Origin of the sequence: Amycolatopsis sp. CFH S0740 (genome assembly GCF_004522315.1) — a bacterium.
GTDB lineage: Bacteria > Actinomycetota > Actinomycetes > Mycobacteriales > Pseudonocardiaceae > Amycolatopsis > Amycolatopsis nivea.
The window spans coordinates 133,561-150,639 of record NZ_SDLS01000019.1; the positions used below are offsets into that span (position 1 = coordinate 133,561).

Here is a 17,079-nt window from a genome sequence, read left to right on the forward strand (position 1 = left end):
GGGGGCACCTCCTTAGCGCGAAAAATCAGGAAACAGGTTCTTCCGGGGTGATCGGCGGCTGGGCGGGGATCGACTTCGCGGGTTCCCAGAGTTCGGCGGGCTCCAGAGGGTGTGTGACTTCGCCCTCGACCGCGTCCACCGGCTTTTGCGAGCGGACGAAGACGGTCGATTCGGTCGGCTGCAGCGGGGTCACGACCTTGTGCTGAACCGGGCGTCCGATCGACAGGTGCTTCAAACGCGGTTCCTCGTCAGGCAACGGCTCCTGGCCGCGATCCGGAATCCGGGCCCGGACGCTCTTCGCGGCGGTCCAGTCGCCGTCTTCGGCTTCCGGGGATTTGCCCAGCACTCTGTTTTGGATTCGCACGCCGCGCCGGTACTCGGTCGGAGGGGCGTCCGAACCGCCGCCGGGGTCGGCCTTGGTGACCTTCTCGTGCAGGTCGGTGAAGTTCTTGAACAGGGCATTCGACCCGTCGAAAGCACCCTGGTCGGCCTCGCGGAACGACGTCGCCATGTCGCCGATCGCGTCGCGGGTCGCTTCCACCGCCAGTGCCCACGCGTTGATGCCGTTGTAGATCTCGGCCGCCGACTGGATGTGGGTTTTGGAGAATTCGTTGCCGTTCTTGTCATTCCCGGCCGCGTCCTGGATCCGGCTGGGGTTCGCCAGGCTTTGCACCCGCTGGGCCAGCGTGCGCAGTTCGGCGCTCTTGCCGTCGAAGCCGTCGCGGCCTCCGTCCAGGCCGTCGGCGTCGACGAAAAATTGGTCGGTCACGGCAGGTTCCCTTCGTCGAATCCCGGCACCCGCGCCGAGAACAGGGCGTTGACGTCCACTTTTCCGCTCATCAGATCCTCCGCGGAAATGCCCGGCGGCAGCATGGGCGCCATCATTTCCGCGGCCGCGGCGACGGATTTCTGCCGGGCGGCGGAGACGGTCTGCACGATCACCGAGGCCAGTTCGGCGGGAGCCATGCGTTTGTACGCGCTGGTGGGGAAGGAAAGTTCGGTCAATTCGCCGGTACGGCCGACGGTCGCGGTCACCTCGCGGCGAGCCGAAGTGACGGTGCTGGTGGCGGTTTCGACGTCCTGGCGGGCCTGGTCGAAATGGTCGCGCTGGTGCTGGTAAGCGGCCATCGCGTCCTCGAGCATCTTTTCGTAGTGCGTGCTCATCGGGTCTCCTCCCGAGGGGTCAGCCGACCGAGGCGAGGCCGGGCCCGAGGGCCATGGCGCCGGTGTCGGGCGGGCGGATGCCGCGCAGGTCGGCGGCGGCGAGCGTGCGCGACGCGGCGGCGGCCGACAGCGTGCGGGCCAGTTCGTGCGCGGCGTAGGCGGTGTGGTCGGACGCGGCGGACAACTCGTGGGCGAGGGCGTCGCGGACGTCGTCGGGGACCTCGTGGCCGCGGCGGACCAGCAACCGCACGGCGATCTCGGCGAGTTCGTCCACTGTGTACTCGCCGAGTTGCCAGCCGTACGGCAACGCGTCGCGCAGGGTGGGCAGTTGCGCGAGCAGTTCGCCGACGCGGTCGCTTTCGCCGGTGAACACCACGACCGGATCGGCGGGGCGGCGGGCGATCATTTCGGACAGTGCTTCCAGGGCTTCGATGCCGGGGGTGTGCGGCGAGGTGTCCCAATCGCCGTCCAGGTCGACGACCAGGGTGCCGCCGGAAGCGTCCTCCACGGCGGCCCGGACGAGGTGTTCGGCTTGGCCGGGCCATTGCGGGGAAAGCTCTTCGGCGAGGTTGCGGTGCACCAGCTGGCCCATCGGAGCCATGCCGAATTCGGAGAGGATTTGCGCGTACAGTTTCGCGTACTCCGACCGTCCGGTGCCGCGTTTGCCGCTGATCACCAGGTTGGCCTGGTGGCCGAACGGTTGCCGTTCGTGGGTGAGCCTGCCGAGTTTGAGCAGCAGCCGTTCGGCGTTCTCTCGCACCGATTTCTGGCCGACCAAGCCGCTGAGGCGTTTCCAGCCCGCGCTGGTCGAAACCGCGGCGGCGGGATCAGCAGTGACCGAAACCGCTGACTTCGCGGCGGAAGGAAGTTGCGCCAGCTCGGCCTGAAGATCGTCGGCGGTGAGGCGGTTCAGCTCGATGTCTTTGGACGGCGGATAAAGCGCCAGTCGCGACGCCTGGTTGTTCACCATCGCCTCGAACAGCTTGCGCGCGACGCGACCGTTGCCGAATGTCGAGTTCTTCGGCACCCGTTCGAAATACTCGCGCAGCGCGGCGAGCGCGTCGTCGGTCATTTCGTAGTAGTGCTTGCGGGTCAGGCCGGTCGTGATGGTGACCAGTTCGTCGACGCTGTAGTTCGGGAATTCGATGGTGCGCGTGAACCGCGAAGCGAGACCGGGGTTCGACTGCAGGAACTGTTCCATCTGCTCGGAATAGCCCGCGACGATCACCACCAGCGAATCGCGCTGGTCCTCCATGATCTTCATCAGCGCGTCGATGGCTTCCTGCCCGAAGTCCGGACCGGAACCGCCGGTCGGCGCGCTCAGCGTGTACGCCTCGTCGATGAACAGCACCCCGCCGACGGCCTTCTCGACGACCTCGGTCGTCTTGATCGCGGTGGACCCGATGTACTGGCCGACCAGGTCCTGGCGGGCCACCTCGATCATGTGCCCCTTCGACAGGATCCCGAGTTCGGCGAGCACCGTGCCGTACAGCCGGGCGACGGTCGTTTTGCCGGTGCCGGGCGGTCCCGCGAACACCAGATGCCGCGACATCGGCGGCATCGGCAGGCCCATCCGCTCGCGCATCTGCGACATCTTGATCAGGTTGATCAGGCCGGTGACTTCCTTCTTCACCCCGGCGAGCCCGACCAGCGCCTCCAGATCGCCCAACGGGCCTTCGAGCACCTCTCCGGCGGCCTCGCTCACGGTCTGGTCGGCGGTCGCGAAGTCGCTCGGCGGACCAGCGGGCACCGGCTCCGCGGTCCGGGCGGAATCGGTGCTCAGGTTGTCCACATCCGCGTGCTCGCCGCTCACGAGTTCGCCCGACGCGTCGTTGACCACGCAATCGCGGATGCTGACCGGCTCGGTGGTTTCCACGTGGAAGCCGTCCTCGCCCGCGCCGAGGATCTCGCACTCGGTGAACGACGCCTGAGCAGCGACGTACACGCCGTTGCCGCGCGCATTGCGCACCCGGCAGCGGGAAGCGGTCAGCGTCGTACCGACGGTGATTCCGTCCCCAGTGGAATCGATGATCTCGCAATCCTGCAAGGAGATTTCCGCAGTACCGCCAAGGTGCAGACCGCCGCCGCGCACCTGCACCGACTTCGCCGAGGACGGCGCGCCGCTAGCGAACGAGACCGCCTTGTCGGAGGTCGAATCGACTCGAAGGTCGGCCACGGTCAGCCGGGCGTCCTCGGTGACCTGCACCCCGGTTTCCCGGCCGGTGTCGATGGAGGCGTCCGCGAGGTCCAAGGTGGACTGTCCGGAAAGGATGATCCCGACGCCGCTGTCCGGAGTCATCCGCAGCCCGCCGACGGTCACCGCGGCGTCGGCGCTGACCGACATCGCAGTGTGCGTCGAGCCCCGCACGGTCGCGCGTTCGAACCGCGGCCGTGCCTGATCGTCGACCAGGATCGTGACCGGCGAGCCTTCAAAAGTGCAGTCCACGAACTGCGGCGCGGCAGCTCCGGTGGCCTGCACCGCGTTCGCACCTGCCCCGGCGAACACGCATTCGCGCAGTAACGGCTCGGCGGACGCGGCGATGTGCGCGGCCTGCATCGGCGCCGAACGGAACTGCGACGACGCAACGGAAACCCGGCCCTTGCTGGTCACGTACAGGTCGACATTCGCGCTGTCCCGCACGGTGAGCCCGGTGATCGTCGCGCGTCCTTGCTGCTCCACGACCATCGCCGGCTTCTGCGCGCCGACGATTTCGCACTGCTCGACAATCGCGACCGCCTCGCCGTTGACGCACACCCCGTTGCCCGCCGCGCCCCGCACCACGCAGCGGCGCAGCAGCACCGAGCCGGTCTCGGCCACCACAACGCCGGACGACGCGGCGTCGACGATCTCAGTGTCCTCAATGGCCGATTGCGCCGGCGACGCGACCACGACCCCGGCACCGCCGGTGCTCGTCACCGTGCAGCCGCGCAGCGCGAGCGAACCCTCCAACCGCGCCAGCAGCGTCGCCCACGAGGTCCCGGACAGCCGGCAGCCGTCCAGCGCCGCCTCGCCGCGCACGACGTCCACCGTGACCAGCTGGTCGTCGACGCCGGTGAGGACGAACCCGCTGAGCTGCACCGCCTCGGCGTTCGCGACGAGCACGCTCCCGGTGTTCGCCACGATTTCCACGGTGCCCGCGCCCTGTTCGGCCACCAGCGACACCATCCGGTCCACCACGAGGTTTTCCTCGTACCGGCCGGGGTGCACGCTGATCGTCGCCCCCGGCTGCGCCTGCGCCAGCGCCGCGCCGATGGTTCCGAAGGCACCCGGCCGGTCGCCGCCGACCACGAGCAGCTGTCGGTTCATCGTCTCCGCCTCTCCGCACTCACGCCAGGCCCGGGAGCGCCCCGAACCGCTCCGCGGCCTGCTCGTCCATCACGGTCCGGACCAGGTCCTCGCCCGCTTCCGCCCACGTCTGCACCGTCTGCCGGAGCGAATTCATGGCCAGCTCGTCCAGCGAAGCCCGGTCGTTCGCCACCCGTCCGGTCTCGTCGATCTCGCTCGCGGTCAGCTCCCGCAGCAGCACCGCGCCGCGCGCACCGGCGGCCGGTTTGCGCGTTTCCAGCACCTTGAAGCTGGTCCCAGGCACGAACAGCACGCGGTTTTCGACGCCGCCCTCGCTCGGTTCCAGCAATTTGGTGCGCCGTCCGGTGATCGACCACACCAGCACGTCCGTCTCCCCGTCCACTGTGGACGACGGCTGGGTCAGCGCGTTGAGGAAACCCCATTCGGTCAGCACTTTCCGCCCGTCCAGCAGCGGCCACGCGGACGGCGGCAGCTCGGTGGCGAAGGTCGCCGGTCCGCGGTGCGAGGGCAGCCTGCTCAGCCCCGCCACGACGCACCGGGCGACCGGGACGTGCGGGCCGTTCGCGCCGCGCCGCAGCCCCGCGTCGATCGTCGATCCCTTGGGGGACAGGTAAAGCTGCACGGCTACCGCGTCGGTCAGCACCTCGGCCGAGGACGACGTCGACAGCACGCCTTGGAAACCCGGGTGCTCGGACAGGATCCGCGCGACGGTGTTCGACATCAGGCCGTATTCCGCGCCGAGCGATTTACGGAGCCACTGGCGTTCCTTGTCGGCACCGCGTTTGGGCAGCAACGCTGTCGATTCCGCACCGGGGGTTTCCTGGAAACGCAGCTCTGCCGGGGCTTTCGCCGGTTTCGGCGCGGGCTCCGCTTTGGCCGGAGGTTCCGGCTGGTCCGAAGTGGACGCCGGAATCGAGGGCTTGTCGACCGGTGGTTCGACGGGCTTGGCCGGTGCGACGTCGGCCGGGGCGAGGTGCGTGAGCGGCTTCGCGGCCGGAGGAGCGGCGGAGACCTTGACCGGGGGCTCGGCGGGCGTTTCCGCCGGAGCAGCGACCGGAGCGACCGGAGCAGCAACGGGAGCAACCGGAGCAGCGATCGCCCCGGGAACCTCCGTCGGCGCGGCAATCCCCAACGCCGCCGGAGCCGCAGGCAGATAAGCCGCCGGAGCAGGCGCAGCCACCACCGGCACCGGATGCCCGGACTCGATCGCGTCCAACGCCCGCGCCACCACCCGCGGCCGCGCACGCTCCGCAAGCAGCGCGGCAGCAGGCAGCACCCGGCTCATCCGGCGAGTCTGCTCGTCCAGCCGCGCCAGCAAATCCTCCGCCAGCAACCGCATCCGCGACGCCGAGCCCTCGTCCGCCGCGTCAAAGGTCAGATTGTGCACTGCGGCATCGAGGCCGATCTCGCGGATCGCGGCCGACGAAGGACCGCCCTGCGGCGGACGCACCAGCAGCCCGGACTGCACGACCTCGACCACCGCGTCCGGCGAGTACCAGTACACCGCCGGAGAGACCTGGTCGAGCCCGTGGATCGGCGGACGGTGCGACAGCAGCTCAGGCAAGACGGAATCCGAACCCGGTTCGTAGCCGAGTTCGGTGGTGAACGGACGCCAGCCGAGCCGTCCGTCGTACAGCACCGTCCGCAGGGTCGGCAGCTGCGGCGAACCGACCGGCACGCCCGCGTAGAACGCGACCGGCTTGCCGAGCAGATCGGCCAGCGCCTGCCCGATCGCGGCCTCGCCGGGCACCTGCATCGGGCCGTACTGGACGAACCGCGCCTTGGCCCGCACCTTCTCCGGCAGCTGCACCCACAGCCGGGCCGCGTCGTCCAGCGCCAGCGGCGGACAGCCGGGGCAGCCCAGCACGATCGTCATGGTGTCGTGCTGGGCGGGCATCCGGGAGATCAGCGCGCGGCGGTGGTGCCGCTGGGGCGCGTCGAAGCCGACCGGACGGACCCACAAGCCGCCCGGCAGCGGTTCGGCGACGCCGCGCGAACTCGTCGGGGTCAGCTCGGCGGCGATCCCGGAATCCCAGGCCGGACGCGGGAACCGCTTCGCCTCCCACGTCGGCGGACGGCCCGGCCGGAAGCGCACCCAGCCGCCGCCGCGCCCGGCGTGGACGAACAGCGCGCCGCCCGCGCTCGGGATCACCGACCCGTCCGGCGCGAGCACCGGGCGGTTGATCCGCTCGGCCAGCCACTGCCCGGCCAGCGCGGTGGTCTCGCGCGAACGGCCGCCGATCACCAGCCGCACGCCGCGGCGGCGCCGGGGGAGCGCCTTGGCGACCGATTCCCACATCGTGATCGGCGAATCCACCGGCAGGTCCACGACCACCAGGTCGTGGTCGGGATCGGCGGCGACGCCGAGCGCGAGCGACTGCGCCTCGCCGGTCATCCCCTCGGCGAGGTGCACGACCAGGGCGTTGCCCACGGTCTTCTTCTCCAAAGCGCCGTCGTCGCGCCGGATCAGCGAGAGTTCCATGGCTGTCCTCCTTCCGCTCAGGCTCGGCGGCCGACGGCGGGCGCCGCCCCGCCGGTGTGGTGCGCGATCAGCCCGTACACGAAGAACCCGACCGCGATCAGCAGTCCGAGGACGAGCCCGACCAGCAGGCCCACCCAGGCCCTCCGAGCGGGCACGTCGAGGTGGCTCGCGTCGCCGAGCACCAGCGCCGACGTCATCCGCCCGATCAGGAACGAATACGCCTCGACGTGGTCCTTCTGCGTCTGCACCATGGCACCTCTCCTTCGCTTATTCGGTGAGCCCGACGGCCCACGCGTAGACGCCGAAAAGCTGCAGCAGGATCGGGATCATCGCCACCGCGCTCAGCGTTTCCAGCCAGTTCGCCAGATGCCCCCAGATCGGCAGCAGCCGCCGCGGCGGCGGGCGCAGCATCGCCAGCAGGAGCAGGAAGAACACCAGGCACAGCCCGGCGAGGCAGGCGCCCCGCCACTGCGCGGGCAGCGGCTGGATCAGCGCCAGCCCGAGCAGCACCAGGCCGATCGCGCCGGCGACGGCGAGCGGAACCCGCTGCCACACGCCGAGCAGCGCCCGCGACCGCATCAGCACCGCCGCCGACACCAGACCGCCGAGAAGGGCCGGGAACAGCCCGTGGCCGACCAGGAACGGGAAGCAGCCGACGAAAACGGCGGTGGCGGCGAGGCAGGCGATGGTGAGGTAGCCGTCGGCGTACCCGGTCTGGCGCGCCATCTGCGCAGCCGGCATCGGCTCGATGTCGTACTGCAGTTCGCCGGCCGAACGCGGCAGCTGCGGACCGCGGATGCGCGCGAACCGGATGCCGATCCGCGGCGCGAACACCATGAGCCCGACCAGCACGAACGACACCAGCCCGGCCGCCTGCTCGGTGGTGAACCCGGCGCCGAGGTGCAGCCACAGCGAGATCGCCCCGGCGAGCCCGGTCGCGACCACCGCGCCGAACGGCACGAACGGGATGGCGTGCGACCAGGCGGCCCGTCCGCCGAGCACCAGACCGCCGGCCAGCGCGAAGGCCAGGCAGCCGGTCAGGACCGGCGTGCCTTGGAGGTCGAACGCCGGCTCGAGCCCGGCCACCGCGACCGCGCCCGCGAGGAACGCGAACCCGCACCCGCCGAGCCCGAGCAGGGCCAGCAGCGCCTTGTCGTCCGAACGCACCCCGGTCGCCACGGCCGCGACGAGCAGCCCGAGCGACACCACGCCGCCGCCGATCGCGCTCAGCCCGGACGAACCCGGGTAAAGCAGCACTTTGGCCAGCACGACGAGGGAGAAGATCGCGAACCCGAGGAACAGGCCGCGGTTGAATTCCGGGCGCCAGCGGCCGGGATGGCGGCTCACCGCGGTGGCCATGCCGTCCGCGATGTCGTCGAAGTCCAGTTCCGGCAACGGATCCGCGCGAGGGCGCAGGTGGAATTCCTCGCCCTCCTTCCAGTCCAGCGACTCCGGCGTGCCGGACGCGTCGAGCGGTTCCTCGCCGAGCCGCTGCAGCACCCAGGCCTCGCCGAGGTCGTCGCGGCCGCCGGTGTGCTCCAGCAGCACCGGCAGCAGGCTGGTCAGCGGGACGGACATCGGCACCGCCAGATCCGCCCTGCCCTGCGGCCCGTACACGGTGATCCGGCACAGTTCGCCGGTCGACGCGGTCATCGCACGCCTCCTTCGGTCGTCGCGAGCGGGGACCAGCCCTCGCCGGTCCGTTCTTCTTCCGCGATCGCGGTCTGCACGAGCTTCACGCCGCGGCGGGTGACCAGCTGCGCGCGTCCGGCGGGCAGCGGGCGCGGCGCCGCCTCGCCGAGGAATTTGCCCTCCTCCTTGGGGTAGGAGAACACCACGCCCGGGCTGCCGAGCTCCCAGATCCGGCGGACCACCGAATCGCTCAGCGCCCGCATCGCGCCCGAGGTGCTGCGGCTGAGGATCAGGTGGAACCCGATGTAGGAACCCTGCGACAGCAAGGACAACAGCGGTTCCAGCGGCGAGCCCATGCCGCTGGTCAGCAGTTGGTAGTCGTCGACCACGAAGAACAACCGGGGACCGGTCCACCAGTCGCGGCGCTTGAGCCGGTCCGCGGTGATGGTCTGGTCCGGCACCCGCGGAGTGAGCGAAACGCTGGCCTGCTGCGCCAATTCCTGCAGTGCCTCGGTGGTGGTCGCGTACCCGACGCGGTAGGCCTCGGGCACTTCGGCGTCGAGCTGGCGGCTCGGGTCGGCCAGCACGATCTTCGCCTCGCTCGGCGAGTAGCGCGTGAGGACCGACCGCAGGACGACCCGCAGCAGGTTGGTCTTGCCGGTTTCGTTGTCGCCGAAGGCAAGCAGGTGCGGAGTGGCCGCGAAATCGTGCCACACCGGCAGCAGCCGCTGCTCGTCCTGGCCGAGCGCGATCCGCAGGTCGCCGTCCGGCGCGGGCAGCTGGGCCATCGGCAGTTTCGCGGGCAGCAGCCGCACCGCCGGGGCCGGCGCGCCCGGCCAGAACAGGTGGACCTCCTCGGCGACCGCCTTGGCCGCTGCGGCGAGGTCGTCGGTGTTCCCGCTGCCGTCCATCCGCGGCAGCCCGGCCAGGAAATGGAGTCCGTCCGGGGTCAGGCCGCGACCGGGCTGGTTCGGCACCGTTTTCGCCTTGCGCGAGCCGATTTCCGACTCCATCGGATCGCCGAGCCGCAGCTCGAACCGCGTCTGCAGCAGGTCGCGCAGGTACGGGCGGATCTCCGACCAGCGGGTCGCGCCGATCACCACGTGCACGCCGAAGGACAGGCCGCGCGAGGCCAGCTCGCCGATCTTCTGTTCCAGGTCGCTGTAGTCGTTCTTGAGGCTGTACCAGCCGTCGACCACCAGGAACACGTCGCCGAACGGATCCTCGATCTGGCCCTTGCGGCGCAACGCGCGGTAAGCGTCCATGGATTCGATGCCGTGCTCGGAGAACAGCGTCTCGCGGCCTTCCATGACCTGCGAGATTTCCTCGATGGTCCGGACGACGCGGTCGCGTTCGAGGCGGGTGGCGACCGAACCGACGTGCGGCAGCCCGGACAGCGACATGATCCCGCCGCCGCCGAAGTCCAGCCCGTAGAACTGGACCTCCTGCGGGGTGTGCGTCATCGCCAGCGCCAGCACGAGCGTGCGCAGCAGCGTCGACTTGCCGGTCTTCGGCCCGCCGACCACCGCGACGTGCCCGGCCGCCGACGACAGGTCCGCCGTCAGCAGTTCGCGGACCTGCTCGAACGGCCGGTCGATCATCCCCATCGGCACCCGGAGCTTGCCCCAGTGCGCCGGGTCGGCGACGGCCATGCCGCGCACCGGGTCCGGCGTGACGCTCGGCAGCAGCGAGTCCAGGCTCGGCGATTCGGCCAGCGGCGGCAGCCACACCTGGCGCGCCGCCGGGCCCGCGCCGGTCAGCCGGTCGATGAACGCGTCGGCGAGCGTCGGCCCGCCCGGCACGGCGGCCTCGAGAGCGTCCACATCGGACTGTTTCTCGGCCGGTTCCGGTTCGTCGTCGCGGATGATCAGCTTGGCGGGCCGGGCCTCGGTGCGGAACGGGACGACCTCGCGGCTCACGCGCGCGGCGTCCACGTGCGTTTCGCCGTTGCCCGCGGGGACCGGACCGGAGACGTAAGCGGCCTTGAACCGCACCAGGTTCGTGGTGTCGATCTTCAGGTAGCCGTTGCCTGGTTCCGGCGGCAGCTCGTAGGCGCTGCCCGCACCGATCACGCTGCGGGACTCCATCGAGGAGAAGGTGCGCAGCGCGATCCGGTACGACAGGTGGCCTTCGACGCGGTGGATGCGGCCCTCGTCCAGCCGCTGCGAGGCGAGCAGCAGGTGCACGCCGAGGCTGCGGCCCAGCCGTCCGACCGAGACGAACAGCTCCATGAACTCCGGCTTGGCGCTCAGCAGTTCGGAGAACTCGTCGACCACCAGGAACAGCGTCGGCATCGGGGCCAGCTGTTCGCCGGCCGCGCGCGCCTTTTCGTATTCGTACAGCGACGGGTAGCCGCTCGCGCGCAGTTGTTCCTGCCGCCGCACCATTTCGCCGTTGAGCGAGTCCTGCATGCGGTCGACCAGCGGCAGTTCGTCGGCGAGGTTGGTGATCGTCGCCGAGGTGTGCGGCAGCCGGTCCATGCCGAGGAACGTCGCGCCGCCCTTGAAGTCGACGAGCACGAAGTTGAGGATCTCCGACGAATGCGTCGCGGCCAGCCCGAGCACGAGCGTGCGCAGCAGCTCCGACTTGCCCGAACCGGTCGCGCCGATCAGCATCCCGTGCGGGCCCATCCCGCCCTGCGCGGATTCCTTCAGGTCCAGCTCGACGATCTCGCCGTCCTCGGTCACGCCGATCGGCACCGACATCCGGGCCCGCTGCGCCGACCTCGGCCGCCACTGGCCCGGGATGTCGAAGGTGTGCACGTCCTTGATGCCGAGCAGCGCGGTCAGGCCGAAATCGCTTTCCAGCGGCTGGTCGGCGATCTCGAGGGTGCCGCTGGTCCTTTTCGGGGCGAGCAGCCGGGCGAGGCCCTCGACCTGGGTCACCGACAGCTCGTCGCGGGTCGCCGAACCGACGCCGCTGCCCGCCGGGAACTCGACCAGATCGTCCTTGGTGGTCAGCCGCAGGACCTTGGGGCCGCCCGGGAGCGTGCCGGTGACGTCGAGCAGCACGACGTTGCGCAGTCCCGCGCCGACCAGCCGCGAGGACTCCGGGATCGTCGCCAGGTGCGCGACGACCACCACGAACGGTTCGGTCGTCGTCGGCCCGACGGTCTTGTCGTGGTCGTCGCGGTCGGCGACGTCCGGGCCGAGGAGATCCATCAGCTCGTCGTGGTCGGCGGCGAGGAGCCGGAGCGGGCCCGCCGCGTCGCGCAGAGTCGGATGGTTGTTGTGCGGCAACCACTTCACCCAGTCCCACTGCGCCTGCGCGGCCTCCGTGGTGAGCACCGCGAGCCGCAGTTCGTCCGGCGAGTGGAAGGCGACCAGCTGCGCGAGCATCGCCCGGACCAGCCCGACGGCCGCGTCCGGATCGCCGTCGAACTCGACGCTGGTGAAGCTGCGCAGCCCCACCGCGGTCGGAATGCCCGACAACGTGCGGTAGGTCTCGGTGAACCGGCGCAGCGAGATCGCCGACAGCGGTTCGAGGTCCTCGATCGGCTTGGTCACCGGCGGCACGAGTTCGAGCGCCGACTGCTGCGTGCCGAGCCCGATCCGCACCCGCGCGAAGTCCTCGTGGCTGATCCGGCGCTCCCACAGCCGCGGCCCCATCGCGAGCGACCACAGCGAGTCCGGGGACGGGTTGTTCCAGGCCACCGCGTGCCGCTGGTCCTCGGCGGTCGAACGGGCCCGCTCGCGGACCTGCCCGATGTAGCGCAGGTAGTCCCGCCGCTCGGCCTGCATTTTGCGCTTGCGCTCGGCGGCCGCGCGGGACAGCTGTCCGAGGCTCATCGCGATCATGGACACGCCCATGCCGCCGCCGATCACGTAGGTGAACGGCGAACTGCCCGCGACCCCGGAGAACGCCAGCACCATCACCAGCGACCCGATGGCCATCGGCAGCATCATCAGCAGCGAGTTGAAATCGCGCGCCGCCGGTTCCGCCATGACGGGCGGTTCCTGCAGTTCTTCCTGTCCTTCGGGCATTTCCGGACCCGCCGCGCGCGGGCCCCGCTTGACGGTTTCCGTGCTCATTCGAGCACCCCCGGAGAGCTGCGGTGCCTGCCCCAGGCTGAATCGTCCTGCCGGAGCAGGTCGGCCATGGTGCGTTCCTCTTCTTCCTCGGTCTCTTCGTCCGCCTCGTCGGCTTCGGGCTCCAGGGGTTCTGGTGCGTCGCCGCAGGTGGGCAGCTCGTCAGGCAGGATTTCGGCCGGTCCGCCGCGGACCCGCTGGTAGGTGCCGAGCGCTTCGTCGGGCCGCCACGGTTCGTCGGAGCGCTGGACGTGGTCGGTGGTGATCTCCTCAGCCCGGTCCTCCGCTGGCGTGGTGACCGGCAGGAGAGCGGGGAGGAAGTCGGCGGTGCCTACGTCCCAGGCGGAGATGTCCTCGTGGTCGAGGGGTTGGACCACGGCAATCCGCACGCTCTCGTCTTCGGGGGATGCTGCGGTTCCCCAGCCGGTGTTCGCGGGTGTGTCCACAGTGGACTGAGGAAGCCAGGATTGCCGGGCCTCGCTCAGCATTTCGGCCGCGTCGGGACGTTCGGCTGGGGGCTTTGTGCTGTTGCCTGGGGTGTTCAGCGGGACTATCGGGATGGCGGCTCCCGGGGTTTGGTTCGCCCCGTCGGCTGTGGTGCTCGGGGCGCTGGGGTTCCCGACGCCGCCGGGTTGCCAGTTGTTTGCCCAGTTGGCGGAGGTGCTTGGGGCGCTGGGATTCCCGATGCCGACGGGTGTGGCGGATTGCTGGTCGTTTGCCCAGCTGGTTGCGGTGCTGGGCGGGGTTTCGCCTTGTGCGCCGGGGTTTCCGATGCCGACCGGTGTGGCTGGCGTCCAGGGTTGCCGGACGTCGCCGAGGAGCCCGGCGGAGTCGGGTCGTTCGGCGGCGGGCGTGTTCGCTCCGCTGCCCGCATTGCCGGGCGGGACCATCGGCATGCCCGGTCCTTGGGCTTGCTTCGCCCAGTCGGCCGTGCTCGAGGCGCTGGGATTGCCGACGCCGCGGGGTTGCCGGTCGTTCGCCCAGTCGGCTGAGGTGCTTGGGGCACCGGGGTTCCCGATGCCGCCGGGTTGCCGGTTGTTTGCCCAGTCGGCTGAGGTGCTCGGGGCGCTGGCGTTCCCGACGCCGCCGGGTTGCCGGTCGTTTGCCCAGCTGGCTGAGACGCTGGGCAGGGTTTCGCCTTGCGCACTCGGATTTCCGATGCCCACCGGCGTGCTTGCTGCCCACGGTTCTTGGACGTCACCGAGCATCCCGGCGGAGTCGGGTCGTTCGGCGGCAGGCGTGTTCGCTCCGCCACCGGCACCGCCCGGCGGGACCATCGGCATGCCAGGCCCTTGAGGCTCCTGGTTCTTCGCCCAGTCCGCCGCTTCGCTCGGCGGGGTCTCCCCGAAGCCGCTCGGATCGCCGACGCCGCCGGGCAGATCGGCCGTCCACGGCTCCTGCACGTTGCCGAGCAGTCCAGCCGAATCCGGACGTTCCGCGGCGGGCGTGTTCAAACCGCTGCCGCCGCCCGGCGGCACCATCGGCGGTGTTCCGCCGCCGGAAGCCTGCTCGTGGTTGCTGACGGAGTCGGGCATCTTCGGCAGGTTGCTTTCGCCGAGGCCCTTCACTCCCGGCCCGGCCGGTTCCTCGCCGCCGGGACCGCCGATGGCGGCTGGCGGCGGGGCCCATTCGGCTGAGCTGAGCGGTGGGGTGTCGCCGTGTGCGTCGGGGTTGCCGATGCCCTCTGGCGGAGCGCTTACCCACGGTTTCTTGATGTTGCCGAGCAGCCCAGACGAATCCGGGCGTTCGGCGGAGGGCGTGTTCAGTCCGCTGCCGCCGCCCATGCCGCCCGGCGGGACCATCGGTGGCGTTCCCGAAGCCGGAAGCTGCTGCTCGTGGTTGCCGACCGGATCCGGCATCTTCGGCAGATCGCTCTCGCCGAGCCCCTTCACTCCGGGCCCAGTCGGTTCCTCGCCGCCCAGACCGTTGACGCCCGGTGCTCCGCCGCCCGGGCCGCCGACGGCGGCAGGTGGCGGGGCCCATTCGGCCGAGCTGAGCGGCGGCGTGTCGCCGTGCGCGTCGGGGTTGCCGATCCCGTCCGGGGGAGCGCCTACCCACGGTTTCTTGATGTTGCCGAGCAATCCAGACGAGTCCGGACGTTCGGCGGAGGGCGTGTTCAAGCCGCTGCCGCCGCCCATGCCGCCCGGCGGGATCATCGGCGGGGTTCCGCCGCCGGGGACCTGCTCGTGGTTGCCGACCGGGTCCGGGATCTTCGGCAGATCGCTCTCGCCGAGGCCCTTGATCGCGCCCGGACCGGAGTCGCCAGGGCCGCCGACGCCATCGCCGGGGCCGCCGAGACCGTTGGTGCTGGGTCCGCCGACGCCTCCGCTCGCGCCAGGAGGCGGAGCCCACTTGGCCGAGCTGAGCGGCGGGGTGTCGCCGTGTGCGTCGGGGTTGCCGATGCCGTCCGGGGGAGGGCTCACCCACGGTTTCTTGATGTTGCCGAGCAGCCCGGACGAGTCCGGACGTTCCGCCGACGGCGGGTTCAGCCCACCGCCGCCGCCCATGCCGCCCGGCGGCATCATCGGGATGCCGCTGCCGCCCGGCGTCTGGTTGCCCGGCGGGGTGTTGAGGCCCGGCGGCAGATGCGCCGGGTTGAGCGCGTTGTTCGCCAGGTTGCCGCCGGCATCGCCCGGCGGAGCGGGGATCGAAGGCGGGTTCACGTGCCCGGATCCGCCGGAACTGCCCGGCGGAGCGGGGATCGAAGGCGGGTTCACGTGCCCGGATCCGCCGGAACTGCCCGGCGGAGCGGGGATCGAAGGCGGGTTCACGTGCCCGGATCCGCCGGAACTGCCCGGCGGAGCGGGGATCGAAGGCGGGTTCACGTGCCCGGATCCGCCGGAACTGCCCGGCGGAGCGGGGATCGAAGGCGGGTTCACGTGCCCGGATCCGCCGGAACTGCCCGGCGGAGCGGGGATCGAAGGCGGGTTCACATGCCCCGACCCGCCCGAGCTGCCCGGCGGAGCCGGGATCGAAGGCGGATTGACGTTCCCGCCCAGGTTGTTGCCCGAGGCCCCGGGCGGCGGCGGGATCGACGGCGACTTGAGGTTGTTCCCTCCCGTCGAATCGCCCGGCGGCGCGGGAATGGCCGGCGGCTTGACCGACGGCTGCTTCACGTTGTTCCCGCCGACCCCGTTGGGCGGCGGCGGAATGGAGGCAGCGTTCACCGGCGGCGGCGTGCCGTTGCCCCCGGGACCGTTGAGGTCGCCGGGCGGAGGCGGCACCATCGCGTTCTTGATCGGCGGCGGCACGTTGTTCCCGCCGGGACCGTTCACGTCCCCGGGCGGAGGCGGCACCATCGCGTTCTTGATCGGCGGCGGCACGTTGTTCCCGCCGGGACCGTTCACGTCCCCGGGCGGAGGCGGCACCATCGCGTTCTTGATCGGCGGCGGCACGTTGTTCCCGCCGGGACCGTTCACGTCCCCGGGCGGAGGCGGCACCATCGCGTTCTTGATCGGCGGCGGCACATTGCTCCCGCCAGGACCGTTCACGCCGTTCGGCGGCGGCGGAATCGCGGCCTTGTTCACCGGCGGCGGTGGAGTGCCGTTGCCACCGCCCGGCGGCGGGGACACCGGCGGCGGTTTCGGGGTCGGCGGCGGCTGCGTCACCGGAGGCGGCGGCGGAGAAGCCGGCGGCGGGGGAGGAGGAGGAGTCACCGGCGGCGGAGGCGGCGGCGGTGTGGGCGGTGGCGGCGGAGCAGGCGGTGGCGGGGGAGGCTTGGGCGTGTTGACGTCACCGCCGCCGGGGGTCGGCGGCGGGGTCGTCTTGCCCGCGTTGACGTGCACGGTGTTGTACTTCTGCGCGAGCTGCCCGCCCACCTTGCGCATGTCGTTGGTCATCATCTCGACGGCCTCGGGGAACTGCGAGATGTACGCGCGCCCGTCGCTGAGGTGGTACTTGCTGCCCTGGGCGAGGACCTGGCTGGCGTAATAGCTGTCGATGTAGCGGATCGTGTCCTGCGCCCACTTGAGATAGGCCGCGGAATTGACGAGGTTCGTCGGCACGTTGTTCGACCCGCCGCCGTCGCCGATCCGGTCGGCCAGATCGGAGAACTTGTTGCCCAGCGCGGTCATCATGTCTTTGAACTTCGTCGCGGCGTCGCCCTTCCACGGACCGTCGGGTCCGGCGAGGGCGGCGGTCTGGTCCTGAATGGACTGAGCGACCATCGCGAGGTTCTGCTGCGTCTCCTGAAACACCCCGGCCGCGTCCTGAAGCGACTGCCAGTTGACGTTGCCGTAGGCCTTGTCCCGGTTGTCCTGGCCGCCCGACAGCGAACCGCCGCCGAGGATCGCCGCTTCGATCTGCTTCCACGTCAGGCCGTCGAAATCCTTCGACGGGTCACCAGTGGTGTTCTGGTTGCCGGTCTGCGTGGTGTCGGGCCAGACCCCGTTGTCGTCCGAGGTGAACCCGTGGGTGTTGTTGTCGTCCGCCATCTTCCCTCGATCGCTTCGAACCCGGAGAGACCG

Annotated in this window: 8 protein-coding genes; all 8 read right to left on the reverse strand. The window is 70.7% G+C overall.

Features of this window, described 5'->3' with window-relative positions; genetic code table 11:
• Positions 1–25 precede the first annotated feature (25 nt).
• Genes EIZ45_RS28660 through EIZ45_RS46515 form a run of 8 tightly spaced genes read right to left on the reverse strand, consistent with a single transcriptional unit; the run spans position 26 to position 17,046 of the window.
• On the reverse strand, positions 26–769 hold the full coding sequence (locus EIZ45_RS28660; RefSeq protein ID WP_134666750.1) for a hypothetical protein: 744 nt from the start codon (positions 767–769) through the stop codon (positions 26–28).
• Positions 766–1,164 (reverse strand): YbaB/EbfC family nucleoid-associated protein, encoded by a 399-nt coding sequence (locus EIZ45_RS28665; RefSeq protein WP_043834115.1) that lies wholly within the window; start codon positions 1,162–1,164, stop codon positions 766–768. The genes EIZ45_RS28660 and EIZ45_RS28665 overlap by 4 nt, the downstream gene beginning before the upstream one ends.
• A 19-nt stretch (positions 1,165–1,183) precedes the next feature.
• Positions 1,184–4,471, reverse strand: coding sequence for a right-handed parallel beta-helix repeat-containing protein (locus tag EIZ45_RS28670; protein WP_134666748.1), 3,288 nt, complete (start codon positions 4,469–4,471; stop codon positions 1,184–1,186).
• Between the two features lie 19 nt (positions 4,472–4,490).
• The gene (locus EIZ45_RS28675) at positions 4,491–6,953 is read right to left on the reverse strand and encodes a hypothetical protein (RefSeq protein ID WP_205670131.1); all 2,463 of its coding nucleotides are present in this window, start codon (positions 6,951–6,953) and stop codon (positions 4,491–4,493) included.
• Positions 6,954–6,970: 17 nt separating this feature from the next.
• Positions 6,971–7,204, reverse strand: coding sequence for a type VII secretion protein EccB (locus EIZ45_RS28680; RefSeq protein WP_037812626.1), 234 nt, complete (start codon positions 7,202–7,204; stop codon positions 6,971–6,973).
• A 16-nt stretch (positions 7,205–7,220) separates the two neighbouring features.
• Complete coding sequence (gene eccD / locus EIZ45_RS28685) at positions 7,221–8,606, reverse strand: type VII secretion integral membrane protein EccD (protein ID WP_134666745.1); 1,386 nt, start codon at positions 8,604–8,606, stop codon at positions 7,221–7,223.
• Entirely contained in the window at positions 8,603–12,616 is a 4,014-nt protein-coding gene (gene eccCa / locus EIZ45_RS28690; RefSeq protein ID WP_134666743.1) for a type VII secretion protein EccCa, read from the reverse strand. Before eccCa ends, eccD begins: the two co-directional genes overlap by 4 nt.
• Entirely contained in the window at positions 12,613–17,046 is a 4,434-nt protein-coding gene (locus EIZ45_RS46515) for a hypothetical protein (protein ID WP_134736085.1), read from the reverse strand. Before EIZ45_RS46515 ends, eccCa begins: the two co-directional genes overlap by 4 nt.
• Positions 17,047–17,079: the final 33 nt, after the last annotated feature.